Annotated in this window: 15 protein-coding genes; all 15 read left to right on the forward strand. The window is 69.7% G+C overall.

Translation table 11 applies throughout. The features are described 5' to 3' along the window. The first annotated feature begins 33 nt into the window (after nt 1–33). Nucleotides 34–1305, forward strand: coding sequence for an MFS transporter (locus tag ACTRO_RS30715; protein ID WP_034268693.1), 1272 nt, complete (start codon nt 34–36; stop codon nt 1303–1305). A 167-nt stretch (nt 1306–1472) separates the two neighbouring features. Beyond that, nucleotides 1473–3644 (forward strand): cellulose binding domain-containing protein, encoded by a 2172-nt coding sequence (locus ACTRO_RS30720; RefSeq protein WP_051451641.1) that lies wholly within the window; start codon nt 1473–1475, stop codon nt 3642–3644. A 120-nt stretch (nt 3645–3764) separates the two neighbouring features. Next, nucleotides 3765–5129, forward strand: coding sequence for an FAD-dependent oxidoreductase (locus ACTRO_RS47630; RefSeq protein ID WP_169739971.1), 1365 nt, complete (start codon nt 3765–3767; stop codon nt 5127–5129). A gap of 83 nt (nt 5130–5212) precedes the next feature. Further along, nucleotides 5213–7789, forward strand: coding sequence for a KAP family P-loop NTPase fold protein (locus tag ACTRO_RS30730; RefSeq protein WP_034268699.1), 2577 nt, complete (start codon nt 5213–5215; stop codon nt 7787–7789). A gap of 156 nt (nt 7790–7945) precedes the next feature. After that, nucleotides 7946–11485: a carbohydrate-binding protein gene (locus ACTRO_RS30735; RefSeq protein WP_245594539.1), complete on the forward strand. Its 3540-nt coding sequence runs from the start codon at nt 7946–7948 to the stop codon at nt 11483–11485. A gap of 219 nt (nt 11486–11704) precedes the next feature. Continuing rightward, entirely contained in the window at nt 11705–12871 is a 1167-nt protein-coding gene (locus tag ACTRO_RS30740; protein ID WP_084316644.1) for a sugar ABC transporter substrate-binding protein, read from the forward strand. Then, entirely contained in the window at nt 12868–14502 is a 1635-nt protein-coding gene (locus tag ACTRO_RS30745; RefSeq protein WP_063628308.1) for a sugar ABC transporter ATP-binding protein, read from the forward strand. Before ACTRO_RS30740 ends, ACTRO_RS30745 begins: the two co-directional genes overlap by 4 nt. Further along, nucleotides 14503–15552 (forward strand): ABC transporter permease, encoded by a 1050-nt coding sequence (locus tag ACTRO_RS30750; RefSeq protein ID WP_034268705.1) that lies wholly within the window; start codon nt 14503–14505, stop codon nt 15550–15552. Nucleotides 15553–17101: 1549 nt separating this feature from the next. Then, entirely contained in the window at nt 17102–18823 is a 1722-nt protein-coding gene (locus tag ACTRO_RS30755) for a trypsin-like serine peptidase (RefSeq protein ID WP_034268708.1), read from the forward strand. Nucleotides 18824–18996: 173 nt separating this feature from the next. Continuing rightward, nucleotides 18997–21012: a serine/threonine protein kinase gene (locus ACTRO_RS30760; protein WP_169739972.1), complete on the forward strand. Its 2016-nt coding sequence runs from the start codon at nt 18997–18999 to the stop codon at nt 21010–21012. A gap of 47 nt (nt 21013–21059) precedes the next feature. Then, nucleotides 21060–22556, forward strand: a complete 1497-nt coding sequence (locus tag ACTRO_RS30765; RefSeq protein WP_034268713.1) for a vWA domain-containing protein — start codon at nt 21060–21062, stop codon at nt 22554–22556. After that, on the forward strand, nt 22553–23515 hold the full coding sequence (locus ACTRO_RS48340) for a hypothetical protein (protein WP_034268715.1): 963 nt from the start codon (nt 22553–22555) through the stop codon (nt 23513–23515). The genes ACTRO_RS30765 and ACTRO_RS48340 overlap by 4 nt, the downstream gene beginning before the upstream one ends. 8 nt (nt 23516–23523) lie before the next feature. Next, complete coding sequence (locus ACTRO_RS48345; protein WP_034268717.1) at nt 23524–24792, forward strand: ABC transporter substrate-binding protein; 1269 nt, start codon at nt 23524–23526, stop codon at nt 24790–24792. A gap of 13 nt (nt 24793–24805) precedes the next feature. Then, the gene (locus ACTRO_RS30780) at nt 24806–25129 is read left to right on the forward strand and encodes a CU044_2847 family protein (protein ID WP_034268720.1); all 324 of its coding nucleotides are present in this window, start codon (nt 24806–24808) and stop codon (nt 25127–25129) included. A 95-nt stretch (nt 25130–25224) separates the two neighbouring features. Continuing rightward, nucleotides 25225–26280: an ATP-dependent DNA ligase gene (locus ACTRO_RS30785; RefSeq protein WP_034268723.1), complete on the forward strand. Its 1056-nt coding sequence runs from the start codon at nt 25225–25227 to the stop codon at nt 26278–26280. Nucleotides 26281–26293 lie beyond the last annotated feature (13 nt).

Here is a 26293-nt window from a genome sequence, read left to right on the forward strand (position 1 = left end):
TCGAATGTTCAGACCTGGGGAGGATCACCGCACATGACCGCAACCGCCTTAGCGCCTATAGCCGCACCCCGCCGGGCGCTCGAGCGTATGGGCCAGGCACTGGGCAAACGGGACTTCCGGATCTGGTTCTTCAGCCAGCTCCTGTCCTCCTCCGGCGGTCTGGCGCAGGCCGTCGCGCTGTCCTGGCTGATCCTGCAGTCGACCGGCAACGCGGTCTGGCTCACCGCGAGCACGGCGTGCACGTTCGGGCCGACGCTGCTGCTCGGCCCCTGGGCCGGCGCTCTGGTGGACCGGCACGACCGGCGCAAGCTGCTGCTGATCACCCAGGCGGTGCTGCTCGCCGTCGGCCTCGGCTTCAGCCTGTGCTCCTTCCTCGGGCTGCTGCCGCTGTGGGTGATGCTCGTCCTGACGGCCTGTTCCGGGCTGGTCAACACGGTGGACGCGCCGGCCCGGCAGGTGTTCGTGGTCGACCTGGTCGGCAAGGACTCGGTGGCCAGCGCGGTGGGGCTGTGGGAGGTCGCGCTCAACGCCTCCCGGGTGCTCGGGCCGGGCGTGGCCGGCGCGCTGCTCGCGCTGAGCGGGCCGACGCTCTGCTTCCTCGTCAATGGCTTGTCTTTCGTCGCGCCGCTGCTGGTGCTGCTGCGGCTGAAGCCGGCGGACTCGGACGCGCCGCTCGATGCGTCGCACGACGCATCGAACCCGCCGCGCCGGCAGCCGATCCGGGCGCGGGAGGGGCTGGCCTACGCCCGGCGCTCGCCGCTCATCAGGGCCCTGCTGCCGATGAGCGCCGCCAGCGGCCTGATCTTCTCGATGGGCCTGTCCCTGCCCACGCTGGCGAGCCGGGCCTTGCACCTCGGCGGGGGCGGCTACGGCGCGTTGATGGCCGCGTTCGGCATCGGCGGCCTGCCCGGAGCGCTGCTGGCGGCTTCGGCGCCGGTGCCGACCCCGGTGCGGGTGCGCCGGCTGGCGCTGGCGACGGCCGTGGCGATCCTGGGCACGGCCTGGGCGCCGTACCGCCCGCTCGCCTTCGTCGGCATGGCGGCGGTGGGCCTGACCTCGATCTGGTTCATCGCCAGCGCGAACACGCTCGCGCAGCTGCGGTCCGACCCGACCATGCGCGGCCGCGTGATGTCGTTGTGGGGCATGGCCATGACCGGCACGCTGCCGCTGACCGGCCTCGTGGTCACCTCCATCGGCCAGCACGTCGGTGCGCGCTGGGGCTTCAGCGTCTCCGCCATCGCGCTCTCCGCGGCCGTCCTGGCGGGATGGCGGGCGCTGGGCGGCGATACAGCCTCGACCCCGTGAAAATTACTCGGCCCCACCGACCCGCCGCGCTCGTCCACCCGCACTCGGGTGGCGGCGCGGCGGGTTCTTGTTGACCGCGTTCGCCGACGGTTCTACCTTCCCGATCGAAACTTTCCCGACATTACTGCGGAAAGTTTTCTTTCTCTCCGGTTCAAGGAGGAACCCTCGTGTCGATCAGAAGGACCGGCCTGCTCCGGTCTCCCCGCACAGCCCTGGCCTCGGGCCTGGCGCTCCTCGCCGGCGTCGTCGTGCCCGTCACCTTCGCCGCGTCCCCGGCCGCGGCGGCCAGCGCGGTCTCGGTGACGGTGAACGCCGGTACCGGCCTCGCCACGGTGCCGGCCGGCGGCGTCGGGCTGAACACCGCCGTGTACGACGGCAACATGAACGACTCGGCCGCGGCCGGCCTGATCAAGGCCGCCGGAATCAATGCCCTGCGTTACCCGGGCGGTTCGTACGCCGACATCTACAACTGGCAGACGAACGTGGCGCAGGGCGGCTACGACGCGCCGAACACGAGCTTCGCCAACTTCATGACCACCGCGCAGGCGGCCGGGACCAGCCCGATCATCACGACGAACTACGGCACTGGTACGGCGGCGTTGGCCGCGGCGTGGGTGCAGAACGCGGATGTGACCAACAACTACAACATCAAGTACTGGGAAGTCGGCAACGAGGTCTACGGCAACGGGACCTATGGCGCGAACTGGGAGGCCGACAGCCACTGCACCACGGCGGCGTCGGGCGGTGCGGTGACGATCGGCAGCGAGCCGAATCAGACCTACAACTGCGGGCCGAGTGTGTACGCGAGCAACCTGCTCGGCTACATCTCGGCGATGAAGGCGGTCGACTCGAACATCCACGTCTGCGCGGTGCTGACCACGCCCGGGTTCTGGCCGGACGGCGTGACGAACTCGACGACCAGCCCGCTGCCGTGGAACCAGACCGTGCTCAAGGCGCTCGGTTCGAAGACGGACTGCGTCATCGTGCACTACTACCCGGCCTACTCCGGCATGACGACGGCGCAGATGTTGGCCACCACCACCGACATCTCCGGCATCGTCAGCAGCCTGAAGACGGAGGTCACCCAGTACGCCGGCGTGAACGCGGCGAACGTGCCGATCATCGTGACGGAGACCAACAACACGATCGACACCGACACCCAACCGGCCGCCCTCTTCAGCGCGGACATGTACATGTCATGGCTCGAAGACGGCGTTGCCAACGTCGATTGGTGGGACCAGCACAACGGTCCGGGCACGCCCAGCACGGTCGACGGCGCCCAGGACTACGGCGACTACGGCATGTTCTCCAGCGGCAGCAACGGCAGCGGCGTCACCGAGCCCGCGCTCGACACCCCGTTCGCGTCGTACTACGGCGTGCAGATCCTGACGAAGCTGATCGCCAGCGGAGACCAGATGGTCAACTCCAGCTCCGGCAACGCACTTGTGCGCGTGCACGCGGTACGCAAGGCGAACGGCACGCTCAGCGTCCTGATCGACAACGAGGACCCGACGAATTCGTACACGGTGAACCTGGGATACAACGGCTACACGCCATCCGGCACCACGACCGTCTATACGTTGGGCAACAACGCCAAATCGATCACTTCGGGGACGCAGAGCTCTGCGTCGTCCGTCACGGTGGCTCCGTACACGCTCACCGTGCTCCAGATCCCCGGCAGCGGCAGCACCGTCGCCGCGGCGCCCAGCGCACCGGGCCAGCCGAGTGTCTCCAACCTGAGCTCGAGCACGTCGAGCAACACCTCCGGCACGGCGACGCTGAGCTGGCCGGCCTCGACCGCCGGCACGTACCCGGTCGCCAAGTACCAGGTCTACCAGGTCGGCAGCACCGGCACGAGCACCCTCGTGGCGAGTCCGACCACCACCAGCCTGAGTCTCAGCGGCCTGACGATCGGTCAGAGTTACAGCTACTACGTGACGGCCGTCGACTCGCAAGGCAATCCGTCGCTCCCGTCGGCCACCGAGACCTTCACCGTGCCGCCCCCGGCGAACGCCACCTGCGCGGTCCACTACGCCATCACGAACTCCTGGACCGGCGGGTTCGGCGCCACGATCACCTTGACCAACAAGGGCACCACGGCCATCAACCCGTGGACTCTGACCTTCACCTGGCCGAACGCCGGTGAGGGCATCCAGTCCGGCTGGGACGGCACCTGGACCCAGTCCGGCCTGAACGTCACCGTCGTCAGCGAAAGCTGGAACTCCACCATCGCGGCCAACGGCGGCACCGTCAGCCTCGGCTTCAACGGCACCGACACCGGCCAGGACGGCGCTCCGGCCGCCTTCTGGATCAACGGCAGCATCTGCGCGAACAACTGAGAGCGAGCTGCGGTGTCCTTCCCGCGCGTCCCACCGGGCGCGCGGGAAGGGCCGCGGCACGCTCCGGCGCGCGGTCAAAGCGCCGATTCGGTACGGATTTCATCGGGTATGCCGGGGAACATGCCCATTACGGACGGAAACGCGAACCCGGCCGACGTCTCCGGCGCGCGGCGGCGCTGGGGGAAGGCCGTGGTGATCGGCGGCGGATTCGCCGGCCTCGTCACGGCGAGGGTGCTCACCGACTTCTTCGTCGAAGTAGTGATCCTCGAACAGGATGAGCTGGACGAGAACGCAGGCGTCCATCCGGATGTGCCGCAAGGAAAACACGCGCACGGCATGCTCGCGCGTGGCGGCCAGATCCTGGAGCGCCTGTTTCCCGGACTGCGCGCCGAACTCGAGGCCGCCGGAGCTCCCGTGTTCGACTACGGCGAATACGTCCACTTCCTTCTTCCCGAGGGCTACGCGCCGCGCGTGCACACGGGAGTGCCGCTGCAGACGTTCACCCGCGACGAGCTCGAACGCGTCATCCGCCGCAGGGTGCGAGCCCTGCCGCAGATCACGCTGGTCGACGGGGTGCGCTGTCTCGGACTGGCCGCCAAGGCGGACGGCCACGTCACCGGCGTGCTGCACAGCCTGGACGACGTCGTCGACGCAGAGTTCGTCGTCGACGCCTCCGGCCGATCGAGCGTGCTGACCGAATGGCTGGCCAGACTGCACGTCGAGGTGCCGCCGAAGCGCGTGGTCAAGGCGCGGGTCAGCTACACCTCGGTCGGCTTCGAGCGCTCGGACCGTGACGAGGTGGACTTCACCCTCGCCTACCAGATGACGATCGCGCCGGACGTCGCGCGCGGGGGCGTCGTGCTCGCTGTGGAGAACGACCGCTGGCTGTGCTCGCTGGTCGGCTACGAGGAGAACGTCCCACCCGTAGACGACGAGGGATACCTCCAGTTCGCCCGCGGCCTGGACAATACGCATCTCTTCAAGCTGCTCGAACACCGCCGCGGCCAGGACGGCGTGCGCCGGTACACCCACCTGAACAACGAGTGGCGCCAGTTCCACCGCGTCCGGGCCTGGCCGGAGCGGCTGGTCGCCGTCGGCGACGCCGTCTGCGTGCTCAATCCGGTGTTCGGACAGGGCATGACGATGAGCGCCGTGCACGCCGAACTGCTGCACGAGATGCTCGCCGCGCGGGCGGAGGCCGGGGGCGGTCTCGACGGTCTCGGCCGGTCCTTCCAAGCCCGGCTGGTCCGCGCCATCCGTCCCGCCTGGACGCTCTCGAGCGGCTCGGACCTGATGTGGGACTCGCGGCACCGGCCGCCCGCCTCCGCGAGGGTCGCGCACTGGTACAACCGCCGCCTGCTCGCCGCCGCGGTGCGGGAGCCGGAGATCTGGATCCGCTTCGTCCGCGTGGTCAACATGATCGCGCCCCCGGCGACGCTCTTCGCCCCCGGAGTGCTGGCCAAGGTCTTCGCCCGGACCGGGTAGCAGGGTCCTGCCGCGCGCTTTCCGCTCGTGAGAGAAGATGGGCGGACTCGTCTGAAAACGCGGAGCGCGCACCCGGAGGATTCGTGGACCGTCCCAGGCCGTCGTCCCAGCTCAGGCTGCTCAGCGACCGTCCCGTGACCACGCGGGCGACGGGCGACCTGCTCGACCGCTCGCTCGAGGCCGAGCGCCTGGCCGCGCTGCTGCACGACTCCCGCGAATCCGCGCCGTACGTCTTCGCCGTGTACGCGGACTGGGGGATGGGCAAAACCAGCCTGCTGCGGCTGACCGGGGAGCGGCTGTCCGAAACCGGGGACATCGAAGTGGTCTGGTTCAACGCCTGGCTCGCCACCGACGGCCGCGCGCTGGAGATGATCGTCAAGTCGGTGCTCGACCGGCTCGATCCGAACTCGCTGCGCCGGCTCGCGCGCAAGCTGTCCGCGGACTCGAAGAAGACCTCGTGGGCCAGGGTCCTGCTACGCGGGCTGGCCGGCAGCGTCCACATGCACCACCTCGTCGACGGCATCTGGGACCACCTCGCCGTCGACGCCCGGACCCGCGCCGACGCGGAATCCCTGTTCCGCTCGGCCGTCTCCGACTACGCCGGCGCGGACGGCTCCGGCACCCGGGAACGCACCATCGTCGTGTTCATCGACGACCTCGACCGCTGCTCGGCCGACACGATCCGCGAGCTCTCCGCCGCGCTCAAGCAGTACCTCGCCGTGCCCGGGTTGGTCTTCGTCCTGGGCTGCGACAGGTCCGTCGTCGAGGGCGCGATGAGGTTCGGCCCGACACAGCAATCGGCCGACGAGGCGAGCGGGCGCCGCTACCTGGAGAAGATCATCCAGGCCTCCTACGCCGTTCCCGCGCCCACCGACTCCCAGCTGGACAAGCTCATCGCCGGCTACGCCGATGCCGCCGGCGCAGCGAGTCTGTTCGGCGGCACGATGGTGGAGGCGGTCAAACTCCACACCGGCCGCAACCCCCGACGTATCAAGCAGCTGATGAACCGCCTGGTGGCCGAGTACCGGCTGGACCCCGACTGGCAGTCCCTCGGCGCCGAAGCCCTGTTCAGCGCGGCGATGCTGCAGGAGCTCTACCCGGAATTCCACCGCATGCTCGCCATGTCGGAGGACTTGGACCCGCTGGAGGAGTTCACCGGCTACCTCGCGGTGATGACGGCGGTCAAGGCGGCCGCAGCCGGCTTCGCGGACGCGACCACCGCGCTGCGCGAAGAGGCGGCGGAATGCCTGGAGCGCAACGGGATCCACCCCTCGGAGATGACTCCGGACAACCTGGCCGCGCTGGAGAGCGTCGTGCCGGAGAGCATCCCGCGGCTCGCGCACGACAAGGTCTTCACCGGATTGGTGAAGGCGCTCGTCGGCTCGGCCGCGGAGCGGGAAGTGCGGGCGAAGCTGCGGCGGCGGAAGCTGGCGGAGATCACGAAACCGCAGACGGCGGAGCCGCTGGAGAGCGAGTACGGGCGACCCGAGACACAGGATTTTCGAGGGTTGACGGTCTTGTGGCTCGGTCGGCCGGGCAACCCCGATGTGGTCGAACGCATGGCCCGCGGTGGTGCATCGGTGTTCGGCGTACCCGACCTGGACCGGGCACGGAACGAGATGATGCGCCGGCGAGTAAGTGTTCTTATCACCGGCCTCGCGCGAGAAGACTCGGGTGCGGGTGGCTTCGACGATATCGAGGCCCTGAGGAGCAGCGGATTTCGTGGCCAGGAGATCATCTACGCCGAATACGTCAGTCAGACCTGGCGTGCGCGGGCGGACGAGATCGGCGTGCCGATCACGAGTGACCCCGAGGAACTGCTCGACCTCGTCGCGCGGGCGCGGTCGGTCCGACCTGTCGCGGCCCCGACGGAGCCTCCTGCGCCTACGCCCCGGGACCTCGTCGGCATGCGCGTGCTCTGGTTCGCCCCGTTCGACAACGTGCCACTGCGCGATCACCTCGTCGGCCGCGGCGCCGAAGTCTTCAGCGCCGCGAATCTCGAGGCGGCGACTCAACTCGTCCTTTCTCAACGCGTTAACGCTATCATCGCGGACCCTTTCCCGAAGTGGGAGGTTCTCAGCCTCCTGCCGAGTCTCCGTTCGGCGGATCCGGCTTCCGGCAAACCGCTTCCGGCGCTCATCCTCGCCCATCGCGTCACCCCGGAGCGGCACGCGCAAGCTACCGCGTCGGGCGTCGCGATCACCGAGGACACCGATGCCGCGACGCGGTGGCTGGCCGACCAGCGCGCCGAGCAGGTTCAGGAACTCCCCTCGGTCTCGCTCTCTTCGGACGAGCGCGACCGCGCGGTCGCCGATCTGCGCGCACTGGCGCGCGATGCGCAGCGGCGCTACGACCAGGACGATCTCGACTACGCCGAGGCGCGCTGGGACGCGGTGCAGACTCTCGCGTTCACGATCGGCGACAGCGACCAGGCGTTGCGGGCGCGGCTGATGAAGGCGCGCATCGCCCTGCGCAAGCGGCGCTACCCGTTGGCCATCCGACGTCTGAACGCGGCGCTGGACGAGCAGGCCTCGAAGCTCCTCGATGCCGAACTCATGACGCAGCTCTACACCGACCTCGCCGCCGCGTACGAGGCGATCGGCGAGGAGCGGCAGGCGGCTGACGCGCGGGCGATGGTCCCGCGCGGCCCGGATGTCTGAGCTCTGAAGCAGAGATCCCATGTATGGCCCGATCCAGGGCCCTGGTTCCGGAACTTCCCGGATGTATAGACGCGCTCGGCGTTTCCTGCTATCAACACATCCGATGTATCCGCACCCACGCGGATCGCAGGCGCAATGACGCGTGCAGGAGGACCAGTGCTCACTCGAACCAGACCACGACACCCCGTGCTCGGCGCGGGGCTCGGTGTCGCGCTGATCGCGGCGCTAGCCGTCGCCGGAGGGACCGGGACGGCCGCGGCCGCCACTTTGACGACCGCTTGGCAGAACGGCGCGTTCTCGATGAACATCGGAGGTGTGGTCAGTCGCTCGGACGTGGTGCTCGGCGCGGCCAACACCGCCGCCAGCCAGTCCATGCCGCTGGGCAACGGCTCGCTGGGGGTGGCCGCCTGGGCCGCCAACGGCTTCACCGCCCAGCTCAACCGCAGCGACACCATGCCCAACCGGCTCTCGCCCGGGCAGCTGAACATTCCGGGGCTGTCCGCGATGACCTCGGCCTCGAACTTCACCGGCCATCTCGACGTGTACAACGGGGTGCTCGACGAGTCGGGCGGCGGGATGACCCTGCAGGCATGGGTTCCGGCCGGCAAGGACGAGCTCGTCGTCGAGGTGACCGGCGCCGCCGCGAACGCCGCGGAGAGCGCCACGCTCAGCCTGTGGAGCGGACGGTCGCCGTCCACCTCGAGCTCCGGCGCGTACGCCGCGCTGGCGCAGACCTGGGTGGACAACAGCCAGACCGGCAACTCGGGCCAGACCTTCGGCGCCATGGCCGCGATCACCGCGGGCGGCGCGAACGTGACCGGCTCGGTGGTCAACTCGACCCAGGTCAAGGTGTCCTTCAACGCCTCGTCGACCGGCTCGTACTCGGTCGTCGTGGCCGCGCCGAAGTGGACCGGTGGCACCGCCACCTCCACGGCCAGCTCGCTGATCGGCTCGGACACGAGCACGGCCGCCTCGACGCTGCTGGCCACGCAGTCGTCCTGGTGGAACAACTACTGGGCCAATACCGGGCTGATCGAGGCGAACTCCTCCGACGGCTCGGCGCAGTACATGGAGAACCTCAGGACCCTGTATCTGTACGACGAAGCGGCCTCGATGAAGTCCGGCGCGTACCCGGGCAGCCAGGCCGGCGTGGCGGACATGTTCGCCTACGACGAGGACCAGCAGGACTGGTACCCGGCCGGGTACTGGCTGTGGAACCTGCGCGGCCAGATCGCGGCGAACCTGAGCTCCGGCGCCTTCGCGGACAACGTCCCGATCTTCAACATGTATCTCAATGACCTGCCGGCGATCGAGTCGTGGACCAGCGCGCAGATGGGCGGCAAAGCAGGGGCCTGCGTGCCGGAGACGATGCGGTTCAACGGCAACGGGTACTACAACGGCGGAAGCAACAGCTCGAACGCCTCGTGCGCGACCGCGTCGAGCCCGTCGTACAACGCCGAGGACATCACCAGCGGCGCCGAGCTCGCGCTGTGGATCTGGCAGCAGTACCTCGACACCGGCAGCACCAGCTTCCTGCAGACCTACTACCCGATCCTCGAGCAGACCGCGACCTTCCTGCTCGCGTGGCAGAGCGTCGGCTCGGACGGATTCCTGCACGCCACCGCCAACGCGCACGAGACGCAGTGGGCGGTGACCGATCCGACCACGGACCTGGTCGCGGACCAGGCGCTGTTCCCGGCGGTGGTCCAGGCCGCGACGATCCTGGGCACCGACTCCTCGCTGGTCTCGCAGCTGAAGACGGCCGAGAACGAGATCGAGCCGCTGCCCCGGGTGAGCACCTCGAACCTGTCCTCGCTGCTCAACGCGCAGCCCACCACCGCCTCCGCGGTCGCCTCGCTCGACGCTTCGGGCAACGACGCGATCGGCGATTCGTACCAGCCCTCTGCGACTCTCCGCAACGGCGAGAACATCGGGCTGGAGGCGGTCTGGCCGTGGGGCGTGATCGGCGACAGCACCACCGTCAACGGTGACAACCTGACGGCGCTGGCCAACCGCACCTACAACTCCAAGCCGAACACCGACTCGAACGACTGGACCTTCGACGCCGTCGACGCCGCGCGCCTCGACAACGGCTCGGCGGTCTCCTCCAACCTCGTCACCGAGACCGAGAAGTACCAGTACTACATCGACGGACTGGCGGCCTTCAGCCCGAGCTCCACGGACGAGCCGTACATCGAGCAGTCCTCGACCGTGGCGACGGCCTTGGACGAGGCGCTGGCCACCGACTACGACGGCACCATCCGCTTCGCTCCGGCCTGGCCCTCGGGCTGGGACGGATCGGGCACCGTCTACATCCGCGGCGGCTCCAAGGTCGACGTGCAGGTGGAGAGCGGCACGCTGGCCACGGCGGCGATCCAGGCGGGCACGACCGGCACGCTGAGCGTGCGCAACCCGTGGTCCGGCTCGCAGGCCGAGGTGGTCAACGGATCGACCGGCGCCGTCGTCGTCGCCGCGACCACGGCCGCGACGCTGAGCGTCCCGGTCACGGCGGGCAGCACGTATCTGGTGGAGCAGCCGGGCAACCTCACCACCTCGCTCGGCTTCGTGCAGGTCACCGGAACCCAGGCGACCACCTACAAGAAGCTCGGCGGCATCGCCCAGATCGGGCTGCCGGGCAACAGCGGCTCGGCGGAGGCTCCCTACGGCGGCACCGCGGCGACCGTGCCCGGCACCGTGCAGGCCGAGAACTACGACACCGGCGGCCAGGGCGTGGCCTACAGCGTCAGCTCGGTGAACGGCAGCGCCAACAGCTACCGCTCGGACGGCGTCGATCTGGAGGCCACCAGCGACACCAACGGCGGCGACGACCTCGGCTGGACCTCCGGCGGCCAGTGGTTCAAGTACACCGTCAAGGTGGCCACCGCGGGCACGTACACGCTCAACCTGCGCCTGGCCGCGCCCAACGCCGTCACCGACGGCCTGCACATCTCCAACAGCTCCGGCAGCAACCTCAGCGGCAACATCAACGTGCCTTCCACCGGCGGATATCAGACTTGGACGACAGTGTCCGCGAATGTGACCCTGCCGGCCGGTACGCAGACGCTGACCCTCAACGAGGACAACGGCGGCTGGAACGCCAATTACCTGACGTTCGCGTCGGCCAGCGGCGGAGTCTCGCTCGCCAGCACCTTCAACAATGTGGCGATCACCGCGGACAACAACACCGCGGCCGGCAACTTCGACGGCGGCAACGCGAGTTTCTCCGAGACCGCGCTGACCAACGCCGGCGCGGGTCCGGGCGCGCAGGTCGCCTCGAACGGCGTGACGTACACGTTCCCCAATGTCGCGGCCGGTGCGAACGACAACACGGTGGCCGAGGGGCAGGTCGTCTCGGTGTCCGGCAGTGCCGCGGATCTCGGGTTCCTGGTGTCCGCGAGTTACGGGCCGGCCACCGGTACCGGAACGATCACCTATACCGATGGCAGCATCCAGACTTACACGATCACTGTGCCTGACTGGTTCGCCACGACCGCGCCGACCGGCGGCGCGGTCGCGATCAACTCCACCTATCAGAACAGGCAGGGCAACACGACCTACGCGCACACCGCCGACGTCTTCTCGGTGAACGTGGCACTCACCGCGGGCAAGACCGTGGCCTCGGTGGCCCTGCCGGCCGGATCCGCGCTGGCCGCGGGCACGCCGGCGATCCACGTCTTCGGCCTCGCGCTGAGCTGACGCCCCGCAGGAAAGCGGCGGTGGGACGCCTGATCGTCCCGCCGCCGCTATCCGTTGCCCGAAGATCGGAGGCCTGAGTTTCCCCCGCAATCTTCGATGAGACTTCGATCGGCAAGTGGTTCATGGGTTTTTGATTGACGCACTGATTCATCGGATCTATCGTGATGCCCACCTCGCCCGGATGACGACTCCGGGCTTCGATGACCACCGGAGGTCTCGATGCGAGCACGTCGGCAAGCCGCTCTCTTCGCAGCGTGCATATCCGCTGCCACCCTGGCAATCGGGGGCTGCTCCTCCAAGGCTCCTGGATCTTCGAACGCCACCTCCGCGGCCGGCAACAGCGGGCCGATCAAGATCGGCGTTTCGTTGACGTACAACAACACGGCTTTCTGGGCGGCGTACATCCAGTACGAGCAGCAGTACGCGAGTCAGGACGGGGTGCAGCTGCTCGGTCCGGAGCTGGCCCAGGCGGACGCGTCGTTGCAGAACCAGCAGATCGAGACATTGGTGAACGAGGGCGCGAAGGCGATCATCGTGAACCCGGAGACCGCGACGAGCCTCGGCCCGGCGATCTCTTATGCGGCGGCGCACAACGTGCAGCTGGTGTCGGTGGACACGATCGTGGGCACGGGCCACGTGTACATGGTGGTGCGGGCTTCGAACACGCTGTACGGCCAGGACGCCTGCGCGTACATCTCCTCGAAGGTCAAGTCAGGGTACGTGCTCGATCTTGAGGGCGATCTGACCTCCTCGAACGGCGCGGACCGCACCAATGCGTTCAATGACTGCATGGCGGCGAACGACCCCGGGGTCAAGCTGCTGAAGGACCCGACGGTGTGGACCGAGTCGACTGCGGTGACTGACGCGCAGAACGCGCTGAACGCGTACGGCAGCCAGCTGAAGGCGATCTACTCGCAGTGGTCGAGCCCTGACACGGGCATCCTGCCGTTGTTGGCGAAGAAGGGCTACGGCAAGGTCGGCGACGCGAACCACGTCATCATGGTCAGTGACGACGGTGTCGCCTTCGAGATGTGCGACATCCAGCAGGGCACCCTGGACGCTTCGCAGTCGCAGCCGGCGGACCTGTACGCGAAGTACGCGCTGCAGTACGCGATCGACGCCGCGAAGGGTGTGAAGCTCTCCGCCGGTCAGCCCGGTGGCGGCGCGCCGACGCTGCAGAACGTCACCTACAACGGCGACACGAACCTGGCCGACCCGATCGTGGCGCCATTCGTCACCAACGACACGCTGAACCTGAACCTCGCCTCCCCGGTGGACTCGCTGCCCGGCTCGCTGACCACGACCGCGGTGAGCGACTCGAGCCTGTGGGGCAACGTCTACGGCGCGGCACACGGCGGTGTGTGCTCGTCCGGCGCCAACTCATGACCACTGAGCTCACCCCGGCTGTTGAGGCGCGCGGGATCCACAAGAGCTACGGCTCGACCCGCGCGCTGCGCGGGGTGGATCTCGCGCTTGCCCCGGGCCGGTGCCTCGGGCTGGTCGGGCGCAACGGCGCCGGCAAGTCCACCATGGTCTCCATCCTCTCCGGCCTGCAGCGGCCGGATGAGGGGGAGGTCACCTTCGACGGCGAGGCCGCGCCCCCGGCGGGCGCGGTGCACGCCTGGCGGCGCAAGCTCGCCACGGTCCATCAGCACTCGATGATCGTGCCCGAACTCACCGTCGCCGAGAACGTCTTCTTGGGCCGTCTCCCGCACCAGCGCGGCAAAGTCGACTGGCGCGCGGTGAAGGCGGAGGCCGCGGAGGTGCTCGGTGAGTGGGGCAGCGGCGTGAACCCGGCCAGGGCCTGCCGCGACCTGTCCGTGGAACAGCGCCAGATCGTGGAGTTGGCGCGGGCGGTAGCGTCCGGCACCAAGGTGCTGCTGCTCGACGAGCCGACCGCGGCCCTGGAGCGCGACGCGGTGCTGCGGCTGTTCACGAGAGTCCGCCAGCTGGTGGACTCCGGCGTGGCAGTGCTCTACATCTCGCACCACCTCGAAGAAGTCTTCGACATCTGCGACGAGGTCGCCGTGCTGCGGGACGGCGAGCTCGTGCTCGCCGCCCCCACGGCCGATCTCAGCACTGATGGCCTGGTCAACGCGATGGTGCACGGCCACGTCGGCGGCCCCACTGAAGCCGAGCTCGCCTATCAGGTTTCGCATACGTCGGTGGAAGACCTGCCGGTGCACCCGGAGACGGCGAACGAGGCCGCGGCCGGCCCCGTACTCGAACTGCGCTCGCTCACTGCCAAATCAGAGCACGGCGATCTCAACGGCGTATCGCTCACGGTCGCGCCGGGTGAGAGCGTCGGCGTGGTCGGCCTGATCAGTTCCGGCGTGGTCACCCTCGGACGGATAGCGGCCGGGATCGACCCCGGAGACGGCGGCGGCCTGCTCGTCGACGGCGCCGCGCTGGCCGGTGGTGACCGCGCTGCCGCGCTCGACGCCGGTGTCGGCTACATCCCCGAGGATCGACGCGCCGCCGGATTCGTCGGCGGCCTGTCGATAGCCGAGAACATGACCATGTCGATCACCGACCGGCTCTCCGCCGGGAAGTTCGGCGTGCTCCGACGGCGCGCGGTGACCGAGGCGGCGGAGCCATGGGCGGAATCGCTTGCCCTGGTCGCTTCCTCGCTCGGTCAGCATGTGTCCGATCTGTCCGGCGGGAACCAGCAGAAGGTGACCGTGGCCAGGGCGCTCGCCCGGGACCCGAAGCTGGTGGTCGCGATCACCCCGACGCGGGGTGTGGACGTGGCCTCGAAGGAGTTGCTGCTGCGGGCTTTGCGCCGGGCGGCGGACGCCGGGGCCGGGCTGTTGCTGGCCACCGACGAATTGGACGACCTCGCGTACTGCGACCGCGTTTTGGTGATCGCGCGCGGGCGGGTCGTGGCCGAGGTACCCGGCGGCAGCCGATTCGACCGCACCGCGATGATCGCCACGATCGAGGGCGTCGCCGGCACCTCGATCGCCTCCGATGCCGCCGGCGACGGTGCGCGGCCAGAAGAACCAGGAGATGCTTAAGTGACCCAGACCCAGCAACCAGCGCCCAAGGCCGCGCCGGCCACGCCCGCCCGGCTTGGCGTGCGCGGCCCGGTGGCCCTTGGTTTTGTGCGTGAGGCGGCGTTGCTGCCGGTGCTCGTTGTGATCCTGGTGGTCGGGGCGGTGATCAGTCCGGTGTTCCTGACCGCGGACAACCTGATCTCCGGGGTGGGCCAGCAGGTCTCCGCGCTCGGGATCACCGTGGTCGGCGAGAGCCTGATCCTGTTGATCGGCGGGATGGACCTGTCCCTGGAGTCCACCTACGGCCTGGCCCCGATGATCGCGGCGTGGTTGATCGTGCCCAAGGCGGCGTTCGGTTCCGGGCTGATGCTCAACCCGGTGATCGGGATCCTGATCGTGTTCGCGATCGGTGCGGCGGTGGGCCTGGTCAACGGCCTGCTGATCGTCAAGGCGCGGTTGAACGGGTTCATCGTCACGCTCGGGATGACGGTGCTGCTCGCCGGTCTGCAGAACGGCAGTGTCCAGGGCCAGTCCCCGTATCAGCTGCCCTCGGCGTTCAGTTACATCGGGGCGGAGTTCATGGGCAAGGTCCCGGTCTCCCTGGTGGTCGCGGCGATCGTGTTCATCGCGGCGGGTCTGTTCCTGCGGTATCACCGTACCGGCCGGGCGATCTACGCGATCGGCGGGAACGCGGAGGCGGCGCGTGCCGCCGGGATCCGGGTGGACCGCATCAAGATCGGCGTGTATGTCGCCGGGTCGGTGCTCGCGGCGCTCGGTGGTCTGATCGAGGCCGGCCGGGTCTCCTCGGTCACCGGGGACCAGGGCTACCAGGAAGGGATCATCTTCACGGTCTTCGCCGCGGCGGTGATCGGCGGGGTCTCGCTCCAGGGCGGCAAGGGCACGATGCTCGGGGCTGCCAGCGGCGTGATCCTGCTCGGCCTGGTCCAGAACATCATCAACCTCTCCAACGCCCCGAACTACTGGCAGCTGGCCATCAACGGCGGCGTCATCCTCTTCGCCCTCGTCCTCGCCCGCGTCGTCGGCGGAGAATCCTCAGCCGAAAAAGCCTAGAACGAATTGATGATCGGCTGGGTGTTGGTGGCGTGTCGGGTTGGGGTGGTCGTCGTGGTGTGGGCGGGCGCTTCGCGCCGCCCGGTTCGTCTGACCACCCACCCGCCCGTTGCGTTGGCGGGGTGGGCTGAGGTTTCAAGATCTCGCCTCCGGCGGGGGCCCTTCCCTCGGAGAGATTGCCGGGGTCTGTGGGGTGGCGTGGTTGGCGGGGCGGGCTGGGGTTCGGGGTGGTGGGGTTGCGGGTGTGTGCTCTCTCCTCGGTCGGCCCCCGGAGGCAATCAGGGACCTGCCGGGAGGTCAAGCGGCGGTGGCTTGGGCTGGTGCTTGATTCTGCATGGCGCCGCTTGACCTCCCGGCAGAACCCTGATCGGGCTTCGCCTGCCCGACCGAGGAGAGAGCCCACCCCCTGAGGGTCCGGTGCGAGCTGCGCTCGGGCCGAGTCCCATCCCGTGGCCCGGTCGCGTTCGATCCGGAAGAATCCTGCATCGCCGTGATCCGCCATCCCGACCCTTGATCCGCGCGATGGGGTCGGTGCTCCGGTCGCGCTTGCTGCTGAATCGTGCAGCGCCTTGGTGCGGTCGGCCCCGATCCCAGACCTCGCTGCGGAATCCCGCAGGCCGGCCGCGTTCGATGCGGAAGGATTCTGCATCGCCCTGATCCGAGCATCTCGACCCTCGATCCGTGTGAAGGCGCCGGTGCTCGGGTCGTGTGGCGCTGTCGCACGTCGAGGGGAAATCCTGCACCGCTTTCGGCCACTCTCCCGACGCCATCTGACCAGCCACCCCGTCCACCACCCTCCCGTCACAAGCCCCGATCCCCTACTCTTCCATGCTAGACGCCATCACCGACAAAAACCGCGTATCCGTCCTTTGCCGGAAAAGAAAAAATATGGGAGATTTCCGGGCACTCGGGCGTGCTCCCCGGCGTTGAAGGAGTAGAGGAGAAGACAGCGGCCCAGAACGGCGATGCAGGATTCTTCCGCACCGAGCGCGACCGGGCCACGGGACGGGACCCGGCCCGAGCGCAGCTCGCACCACTCCCCAGGGGGTGGGTTCTCTCCTCGGTCGGGCAGGCGAAGCCCGATCAGGGTTCTGCCGGGAGGTCAAGCGGCGCCCTGCACAATCGACCATCAGCCAGAGCCACCGCCGCTTGACCTCCCGGCAGGTTCCTGATTGCCTCCGGGGACCGACCGAGGAGAGAGCACACACCCGGCACCCGACCACCCCGAACCCCAGCCCGCCCCGCCAACGCCAGCACCCCACAGGCCTCGGCACTCTCTCCGAGGAAGGGCCCGCGCCGGAGGCGAAAGCTTGAAACCGCAGCCCGTCCCCGCCCACGCAACGGGTGGGTGGGTGGTCGGACAAAACGAGCGACGCGAAGCGGCTGCCCGCACCACGACGACCACCCCAACCCGACACGCCACCAACACCCAGCCGATCACCAATTCGCAGTAGAACGCGTCGTCCGGCGTAGACCAGCCCAGGTCCGCCGCCGCGGCTTTCTGCCGAAAGCATCAGTACTCTGTTGCGCTTGCCGTTACCGTGGAGTCATGGACGGGCACCGGCACAGTGACGTCGCCTGGCGGGTGAGGGTCGACGACGCGGAGGAGAACACGCACGGAGCCGGGATCCTGCTGAGCGACCGGCACGTGCTCACCTGCGCGCACGTGGTCGCCGATGCGGGCGCCGCTCCCGGCGGCCGGTTCTCGCACGTGCGGATCTCCAGCACCATGTGCCACCCGGACTGGAGCATCCCGGCCCGGCTGAGCCCGGACTCGTGGGTCTACCGCAACGGCACCTGGCGCGGTGACGTCGCCCTGCTCGAACTCGATGAGCCCACACCCTGCGGCGCGGCCACCCGGCTGTCCCGGGCACCCGTCTCCGGCGGCCTGGTGCGCTTGTACGGATTCCCGGCGTGGGAGCCGAGATTCGGGCTGCCGGTCGTCGCGCGGCTGGCCGGCGCCGGCGGCCGTGAGGGGGAGTGGGCGGGCCTGAGCCGGGTCGAGCCGAACGGGCAGTGGCTCCAGGAGGGCTACTCCGGCTCCGGCGCGCTGGCACTCGACGGCGAGTTCGAGGGCCGGGTGATCGGCCTGGTGGCGCGGGCCTACGTCGATCCCGAGACCAACGACAAAGCCGGCTGGATGCTGCCCACCGAGACCGTTCTCAGCTATCTGCCACAACTCGCGCAGTACGTGGACGGCGAGCAGACCAGCGTGCTGCCGGAGCTCGAATCCGCCGCCCCGGACCGGGCCCTGGACGACCCGCTGCGCCTCGCCCTGACCCAGGAGCTGACGAAGCTGCTCATCGGGCCGTGGGCGGGCACGGTGGTGCTCACCGGCGGGGCCACCCAGACCGGCACCTCCTGGCTGGTGCGGCTGGTGCGCACGGCCGACCCCGCGACCCGTCCGAAGACCACCGACATCGAGCTGTCCCGGGCCCCGCGGGACACCGTGCTGGGCTTCGGCACCGTGGACGCGGCGTACGACGCGGGCCGCAAGTCGCTCGCCGAGGTGCGCACCTACCTCGCCGACCGGCTCGGCTTCCGGCCCGGCGAGCCGGACGTGCTCGGCCGGCTGCTCCGCCGCAAGCCGCCGGCCTGTCTGGTGATCGCCGCGGTCGACCGGGCCGCCGACCCGGACGAGTTGATCGGCGAGCTGCTCGGGCCGCTGGCCCGCCGGGCCTGGTCCCGCGGCATCCGGCTGGTCCTCGGCTTCGACGCCGGGCCGCCCGAGGACCTGCACCACGAGGTCTCGCTCGGCCCGGAGCTGGCGACCGGCCGCCTGCACGGATCGGCCCTCCGCGCCGAGGCCGAGCAGGACATCGCAGGACTCGGTCAGGCCGAGGCGGATGCCGGTGCCCTGCAAGCCAAATGGGGTCTGCGCTACGTCGGCACGCCGCAGTTGCCGCGGCTCGTCGCCCCCCGGCTGCGGGTGCAGCTCGCCATCGCCGGCCGGGCGGATCCGAACCCTGAGTTCGCCCGGATCCGAGACCAGGCCGAGGCGGCGCTGCACGCGGTTCGCCGCTATAGCCGGCAGATGCACCGCATGCTCGACACCTGGGAAGACCTGAGCGCCGAGCTGAAGGTGCAGCGGGTACGCGCCGAGCGCTTCTTCGGCGCCGAGGACGTGGACCTGATGCCGTTCCACGACACGGCCTCCGAAGCGTTGTGGAACGCGCCGATCGATCTGACCGTCGCGGCCGGAGCCATCCGCCGCTATGCCGACGAGGTCGACCGGCGCCGAGCGGAAGGTGAGGAGGGAGCGCCGCGATGAGATGCAACCGTCCCGAATGCGGTCGTGGCGAGATCGACGACGAAGGGTTCTGCACGGTCTGCGACATGCCGCCGGTGTCTGTGCCCGCACCAACTCCGCCCGCGCTCCCGCGCGAGAAGCCGCGCACGCCCGCCGCTGCGTCGGAGCCGGCCGGCCCCGCCGGGAAGGTCGGGGTGGCACAGGTCCGACCGGACCCATGGTGGGGCCTGGCCCTCGCCCGTACCGACCTCGTCCCGCCCGAGGAAGACGTGGACCCGGACGCGCCGCCGAGCGAGTCGCATCGCTACTGCGCGAACCCCGCCTGCCCGGCGCCGGTCGGGCGCGCCGGCGCTGACGGATCTCCCGGCCGGCTCAAGGGATTCTGCCCGGAGTGCGGCGACGCCTTCGACTTCACCCAGCCCTGGACCGGACAGGTCATCGCCCGGCGCTACGAGGTCAAGCGCGTGCTCGGCGCGGGCGGCCAGGGCAAGACGTACCTCGTGCGCGACCGCAATCTCGACGCGGACGTGGTGGTCAAGTCGCTGTGGCGCCCGAAGGACGAGACCGGCAGGCTTGAGCGCAACGCCCTGGTCGGCCTGCGCCACGACAGCATCGTACGGATCCTGAGTTACGAGCCGGACGAGCCGTACGAGCTCAACGGCCCCTACCTCGTACTCGAATACGTGCCCGGTTCCCGGCTTTCGGCCCGGCCCGAGGAACCTCTCGACGTCATCCTCGGCCACGGCCTGCAGATCCTGCAGGCCCTCGACTACCTGCACGCTCGCGGCCTGCTGCACTGCGACGTGAATCCCTCGAACGTCATGCGGTTCGCCGAGCCGACCGGGGACGGGATCCGCGACCGGGTGCGGCTGATCGACTTCGGCGCCGTGCGCACGCTGGCCGACACGACCCCGGTCAGCGTGTACACCGCGCCCTTCGCGCCGCCCTCGTCGGAGGGCGTGCGCGGGCCCGACCCGGAGATGCTGCGGCCCACCCGCGGCTTCGACCTGTTCTGCCTCGGCCGGACGCTGCAAGAACTCTGCCGCGAACCGCTGCGCGATCGGGTCACCGACCCGGGCGTCGACGCATTGAACCGTTTGCTGCTGCGCGCCACTGACGTCACCGTGCCCGCGCGCCGCTTCGTTACCGCGCGCCAGTTCGCCGAGCAGCTGAGCGGGGTGATCCGGCAGGTCGTCGCGGCGCCGCCGGAGGGCCGACGGGTGACCAGGCCCTCGATGCTGTTCGGTTCGATGACCGAGTCGCTGCACGGCGGTCTCGGCGCCCCGCGCCCGATCGCACACTGGGTCGAGGCGCGGCTCAGCTCGCCCCGGGCGTTGCAGATCGCGCAGCCGTTCAGCTTCCCGCGGTATCAGGACATTGTCGCAGCGCTGCCGATGCCGCTGGAGGATCCGGACGACGATCCGCGCGAGGCCGAGCGGATCCGCAGCGTGCTCGCCGCCTGCCGCGCCGAGCTGCGCCGCGGGTCGGCCGACGAGTCGGACGACGTGCTGAGGCAGGCCGCGTTGCCGGATTGGCACTGGCTGCGCGGCTGGTACGACGGGCTGATCTCGCTAGTCCGGCAGCGGCCGCAGGAAGCCGCCGCGAACTTCGGATCCGTGCGCGACATGCTGCCCGGCGAGCTCATCCCGCTGCTCGCGCTCGGGCTGTGCGCCGAGTTGGCCGGCGATCCGGTGGTGGCCCGGCTGCACTACCAGACGGTGTCCGACACGGCCCCCGCGCTCGGCGCCGCCGGCTTCGGCCTGGCCCGCGCGCTTCTACTGATCGGGCATCGCGGCCAGGCGGTGGCGGTAGCCGACCGGCTGGCCCAGGAATTCCGCTTCGAACGCGAGGCCTCGATCGCGGCGATCAGACTCCTGACTGCCTGCCCGGAGCCACCCGGCGCCGAGGCGTTGCCCCCGCCGGACGAGGCGGACCTGCGCCACGCCGAGGAGCGGCTAGGCGTCCTCGACGTGGACGAGCGCGTAAGGACTCTGATGGAGGTGGAGATCCAGCACGCGCGCTTCCGGGCCGGCGGCGAGACGATGGACCTTTCCGACCGGATCCGGGAGACCGCGCAGCATGCGCTGATCGAGCGGGACTTCGTGGCCATGGTGGATCTGGCCAACAAGCTGCGTCCGCCGATCGAATGGCGGCTGCGCGGAATTCCGCCGAGAATGGGCGATTCCGGCCGCATCAAGCACGAGAACTGATACGCTGGCCGATCAGCGGAACCTGGGACGGGTCGGGGTTGGGAACGTTGAGGGAACCTGAGCTGCGCTTCGACGCGCGCGGACTGCGGTTCACCGTGGAGGTCTTCGGCACCGAGGACCTGCCCTTGGACGCCAAGCGTCTGGACGTGCTGCTGACCGTGCGCAGCCACGCCGACGCCCGGACGCCCCCCGATCGAAGCCCCTTCGCCGAAGTGCTCGTGATGGACCGCTCGCTCTCGATGGCCTCGGCGGGCAAGATGGGCGAGGCGAAGCGGGCGGCCTGCGCCGCCGTGGACGCGCTGCCGGATGGCTCGTATCTCGCCGTCGTCGCGGGCAATCACGAGGCCTCGGTGCTCTTCCCGCTCGCCGGCGGCCTCATTCGGGTCGATCCGGCGACGCGGCGCGCGGCTAAGGAGCGCATACGAGGCCTGACGCCCCGGGGTGGGACCAGGATCGGCCGCTGGCTGCGCCGCGCCGATGAGCTGTTCGCCGCGGTGGACGCCGGAATCGTGCGCCACGCGGCGCTGTACACCGACGGCCGCAACGAACACGAGACTGCGCAGGAACTCGACGCCGCGCTCGCGGCGTGCGCGAACCACTTCGTCTGCGACGCGCGCGGACTCGGCGAGGACTGGAACTACGCCGAGCTGCTGCGGATCACCGAGGCCCTGCACGGCGCGGCCGGAGCCGTCATCGAGGTTTCTGATCTGGCCGAGGACTTCGCCGCGCTGATGGCCGACGTACGGCGTCTGGTAACGCCGAGGGTCTACCTCGGGCTGCATCTCAACGAACGATTCGAGCTCGGATTCGTCCGGCAGTCCCGGCCGATCGAGGTGGACCTGACCGCGCAAGCTCAGCACGAGGGCCAGGACGTGCAGGTGCCGCTGGGTTCCTGGGCGGCCGAGACGCGCGAGTACCGGCTTTCGCTGCGGGTCGATCCGGACCGCCTGGAGGTCGGCCAGCAGCTGCGGGCCCTCCGCGTGACCATGCTGGCCGACGCGGCGGACGGCACCCGTGAGCCGCGTTCCGAGACGGTCTCGGTGCGAGCGCGTCGCCTCGCCACGGCCGATGCCCCGGGGCCGCAGTCCGCGCCGTTGACCAGAGAAGAACGCATGCACGACCTGGGCATGGCGATGCGGGCGTGCGCGAAAGCCTTCGTGGACAAGCGTTTCGCCGTCGCGGACCGGGAACTGCGCGAGGCGATCAGGCTAGCCCGGGCCCTCGGCGCCACCGAACGGCTGCGGCTGCTCGAATCCCTCGCCCTCGTCGGCGAGGACGGCGCGCTGGTGGTCGACCCCAAGAAGCGCGCGCTCATCCAACAGCTCGGTATCGAGTCCACCCATACCGGCCCGGTGCCGGAGGATCTGCTGCGGGACACGGACGTCCCCGCCGCGCCGCTCACTCTCTATGCCCGGCTGATATCCCGAGTCTGCCCGCAGTGCGGGGAGACCACCACCGGGCTGAAGGTGCGGATCTGCGAGAGCTGCGGGCACCGGTTCGCCGCCGCTGCCGACCACGACGACGATGCGGGTGGTCCGTCGTGACGCGGCTCGGGCGTTTCCCGCGCGCGGTCTCGCGCTGGTCGGCGCGCTCCCTCCGGGACCTGCGCGCCAGCCACCCGGTAAGAGTCCTGCGGATCATGCGCAACCTCATGCTGGCCGCCGTCGTCAGCACCCTGCTCCTCTGCTTCGGCACAGCCGTGGTGGCCCACCATCGGATCTCCGCCGCCATCCAGACCGAGCGGGCGATGGCGGACGTCGCCGACGCGCAGAGCACGGTGCAGAAGGCGAGCAACGAGCTGTACGCGGCCTTCCATCAGGGCGACCCGTCACTGACCGGCACAGGCACGGCCTTCGGCACCGACACCGCCAAAGCGGCGCAGGACCTCGCCGATGCAGTTCGAGACAGCGACGCCGCCGGGGTGCGCGGAGAACAGGAGCTCTCGTTCGTCCAAGGCCAGCTGCAGGTCTGCGAACGGCTGGCCGATGCCGCAGTGCTCGAATACGCCGAGGTGCGCGACCCCGACGTGGTCACCTCGCCCACCGGATGCCTGACCGACCACGACCAGACGACGGCTTCCGGCGCCCGCCTGCCGGACACCGGCGGCCTGACCGCCGCGCTCCTCGACCTCAGGCAGTTGGAGGAGGAGACGTTGACTGCCCAGCAAACCTCGTTCTGGCTGCACCCGCTGCGTTTCGTCGGGCTGCTGCTCGCGCCGACGATCGTCATGCTGGCCCTGCTGATCGGCACGGCCGGCCTGCTTGCCCGGCACTTCCGCCGCTTCATCAGCCCTCTGCTTCTCGCGGCGGCGGCCGACTCCGCGATCGTCGCCGTCGTCCTCAGCATCCTGAGCGCGGCCGACGACGGGCGCCTGTCCGCGAATCCGTGGACAGCGCATCCGGTGACGATGGCGGTCGAGGGCGTCCTGCTCATCGGGGCGTTGCTGCTGATCTACTTCGGCTACCGCCCCCGCCTGGCCGAGTACAGGTTCCGCCCGCGATGAACACGAGAATGAAGAAGACTGCGATCGCGCGCGGCGCCGCGGCACTCGGCCTGCTCATCGCGGCGGCCGGCTGCGGCACGGCCGCGCAGACCAGCGCGCAGGTGACCATCATGGTGCCCTGGAGCGGCACCGAGTTCGACGCGTTCTACCGCGTCATCCAGGACTTCCAGAACTCCACTCACATCCACGTGAACGTGGAGGTCACCCGCGCCCAGACGGAACAGCTCGCCGCGGCCGTGGGCGCCGACGCCCCGCCCGACCTGGCCGTGCTGCCGAGCGTCGGCGAGGTGGACCAGGACGCGAAGGCGGGCGCGCTCCAGCCGATCCAAGGCGTCGCGTCGAGCGACTTCCTCGAGCCCTTCAGCGGCCTGATGACCGTCGACGGCAAGGTCTACGCCGTACCCGTCAAAGCCGACGTCAAAAGCCTGATTTGGTACGATCCGCAATACACGGCGGCGCCGCCCGCCGACGTGTCCGGGCTGCAGACGCTCGCCGCCGGTCATAGCGGATTCTGGTGCCTGGGCGTGGAATCCGGACCGACCTCGGGCTGGCCGGGCGCCGACTGGATCGCAGACCTCTACCTCGCGAAGAACGGCACGACCGCCTACGAGAACTGGCTGACCGGCACGTCGGCGCAGTGGCAGACGGTCAGGGGCGCCTGGACCGAGTGGGCGGACCTGGTCGACGGCAGCACCAAGAACGCCGCGACCACCCCGTTCGGCGATGCCGCCGCCGGAATGACCGCGAACAGCCGCCCGAGGTGCGAACTCGCGCACGGCGCACTGGCCGCCATGGCCTTCTCCAGCGACCTCAAGCCGGGAAAGGACTACGACTTCGTCGCCCCGGCCTCGTCCACCCCGCTCGAAGTGTCCGCCGACTTCCTGGGCATGTTCACCAGGGACAATCCCGCCGCGGTCACGCTGATGCAGTACCTCACGAGCAAGTCCGCGCAGATCGCATGGGTCAAGGGCGACGGCTACGCCTTCTCCGCGAACAAGGAGGTGCCGAACGACGTCTACCCCGGCCCGGTGGAGCAGCGCATCGCCGGCCTGCTGCGGCCGAGCTCCGGCCACCCCCTGTGCTTCGGCGCCGCGGACATGATGACGCCCGACATGTCCACCGCGTTCTACCAGGCCGTCATGAACTTCGTGGAAGCGCCGACCCCGCGCGACCAGACGATCACCGGCCTGCTCGACGGCCTGCAGACCAGCCAGACCAGCCAGCCCTCTGACACCCCGCAGATCAGCCCCGGCGCGATCTGCTCCAGCCCGAGCTGACCCGGGAGCCGCTATGCCCGAAATCGTGGAGTTCACCCTCGCCGACGGCGCGAAGGTGGCCGTGAGCCCGGCCCGCCCGCGCGGCGGCAGCACCCCCATCGGCCTCGGCGAGCGGATGGAGGTGGCCGAGAAGACGCTGCGCCAGGCCATCGCCCCGGTCACCGCGGCCGCCGCCGAGATGCTCGAGGACTTCCGCCGCCTCGCCCACCCCGACGAGGTGGAGATCTCCTTCGGCGTCGCGCTGGACGGCAAACTCGGCGGCATCATCGTCGGCGCCAGCGCCGGCGCCCACCTCGAGGTCAAGCTCCGCTGGCGGCCGGTCAAGGCAGAGGACTGATGCCCGGCGGGCGTCACCGGTTCGGATCCCAGCGGATGCCGACGCCCGGCCGCGCGTGATGCGCTGGAGGGGACGACGACCAGCGAGGATGAACGATGGCACTGCCGGTCACGCCCCCGATCGAGCCGATGCTCGCGAAGTCCGCGGCCACCGTGCCCACCGGCGGATACCTCTACGAGCCCAAGTGGGACGGCTTCCGCTGCCTGATCTTCCGCGACGGCGACGAGATCGAGCTCGGCAGCCGCGGCGGCAAATCCCTCACCCGCTACTTCCCCGAGCTGGTCCGGTCCCTGGCCGAGGCGCTGCCGCCGCGCTGCGTGCTGGACGGTGAGATCGTCGTCGTCCAGGGCAGCCGGCTCGACTTCGACCGGCTCTCCGAGCGCATCCACCCGGCCGAATCGCGCATCAAGCTGCTGGCTGAGCAGATCCCTGCCACGTTCGTGGCCTTCGACCTGCTCGCCCTCGACGACGAGGACCTGACGCACCGTCCGCTGATCGAGCGGCACGAAGCGCTCAGCCGCCTGTTCGCCGACCGCTCGCACCCGCACGTGCGCGTCTCCAACGCCACCGAGGACGTCGACCTCGCCCGGACCTGGTTCGAGACCTTCGAAGGCGCCGGCCTGGACGGCGTCGTCGCCAAGCGGCTCGAGGACCCCTACCGCCCCGGCGAGCGCAGCATGGTGAAGATCAAGCACGAGCGCACTGCCGACGTCGTCGTGGCCGGATACCGCTTCCACAAGTCCGGCCCGATCGTCGGATCCCTGATGCTCGGCCTGTACCTCGAAGACGGCGTGCTCAATTACGTCGGCGGCGCCAGTGCGTTCACCATGGCCCGCCGTGCCGCGCTGATCGACGAACTCGCCCCGCTCGTGCTCGAAGAGGGCGCCGAGCACCCCTGGCTCGGCGAGGACGACGGCGCCCATCGGCGCCCCGGCGCGCTCAACCGCTGGAACTCGGCCAAGGACCGCTCCTTCGTGGCGCTGCGCCCCGAGCGAGTGTGCGAAGTGCGCTACGACCAGCTGCAAGGCGACCGGTTCCGGCACAACGCGCGGTTCGTGCGGTGGCGCAACGACCGCGAGCCCGGCTCCTGCGGATACGACCAGCTCGACGTGCCGGCCGACTACGATCTCGCCGACGTGCTCGGCGCGTGACCTGGGTTCGGTC

Origin of the sequence: Actinospica robiniae DSM 44927, assembly GCF_000504285.1 — a bacterium.
GTDB classification, from domain to species: Bacteria; Actinomycetota; Actinomycetes; order Streptomycetales; family Catenulisporaceae; genus Actinospica; species Actinospica robiniae.

What these genes read in the sequence shown, in the direction of transcription:
- ACTRO_RS30715 (WP_034268693.1), top strand. Translation starts at nt 34, where the DNA reads ATGACCGCAACCGCCTTAGCGCCTATAGCCGCACCCCGCCGGGCGCTC.
- ACTRO_RS47630 (WP_169739971.1), top strand. Translation starts at nt 3,765, where the DNA reads ATGCCCATTACGGACGGAAACGCGAACCCGGCCGACGTCTCCGGCGCG.
- ACTRO_RS30740 (WP_084316644.1), top strand. Translation starts at nt 11,705, where the DNA reads ATGCGAGCACGTCGGCAAGCCGCTCTCTTCGCAGCGTGCATATCCGCT.
- ACTRO_RS30745 (WP_063628308.1), top strand. Translation starts at nt 12,868, where the DNA reads ATGACCACTGAGCTCACCCCGGCTGTTGAGGCGCGCGGGATCCACAAG.
- ACTRO_RS30755 (WP_034268708.1), top strand. Translation starts at nt 17,102, where the DNA reads ATGGACGGGCACCGGCACAGTGACGTCGCCTGGCGGGTGAGGGTCGAC.
- ACTRO_RS48345 (WP_034268717.1), top strand. Translation starts at nt 23,524, where the DNA reads ATGAAGAAGACTGCGATCGCGCGCGGCGCCGCGGCACTCGGCCTGCTC.
- ACTRO_RS30780 (WP_034268720.1), top strand. Translation starts at nt 24,806, where the DNA reads ATGCCCGAAATCGTGGAGTTCACCCTCGCCGACGGCGCGAAGGTGGCC.
- ACTRO_RS30785 (WP_034268723.1), top strand. Translation starts at nt 25,225, where the DNA reads ATGGCACTGCCGGTCACGCCCCCGATCGAGCCGATGCTCGCGAAGTCC.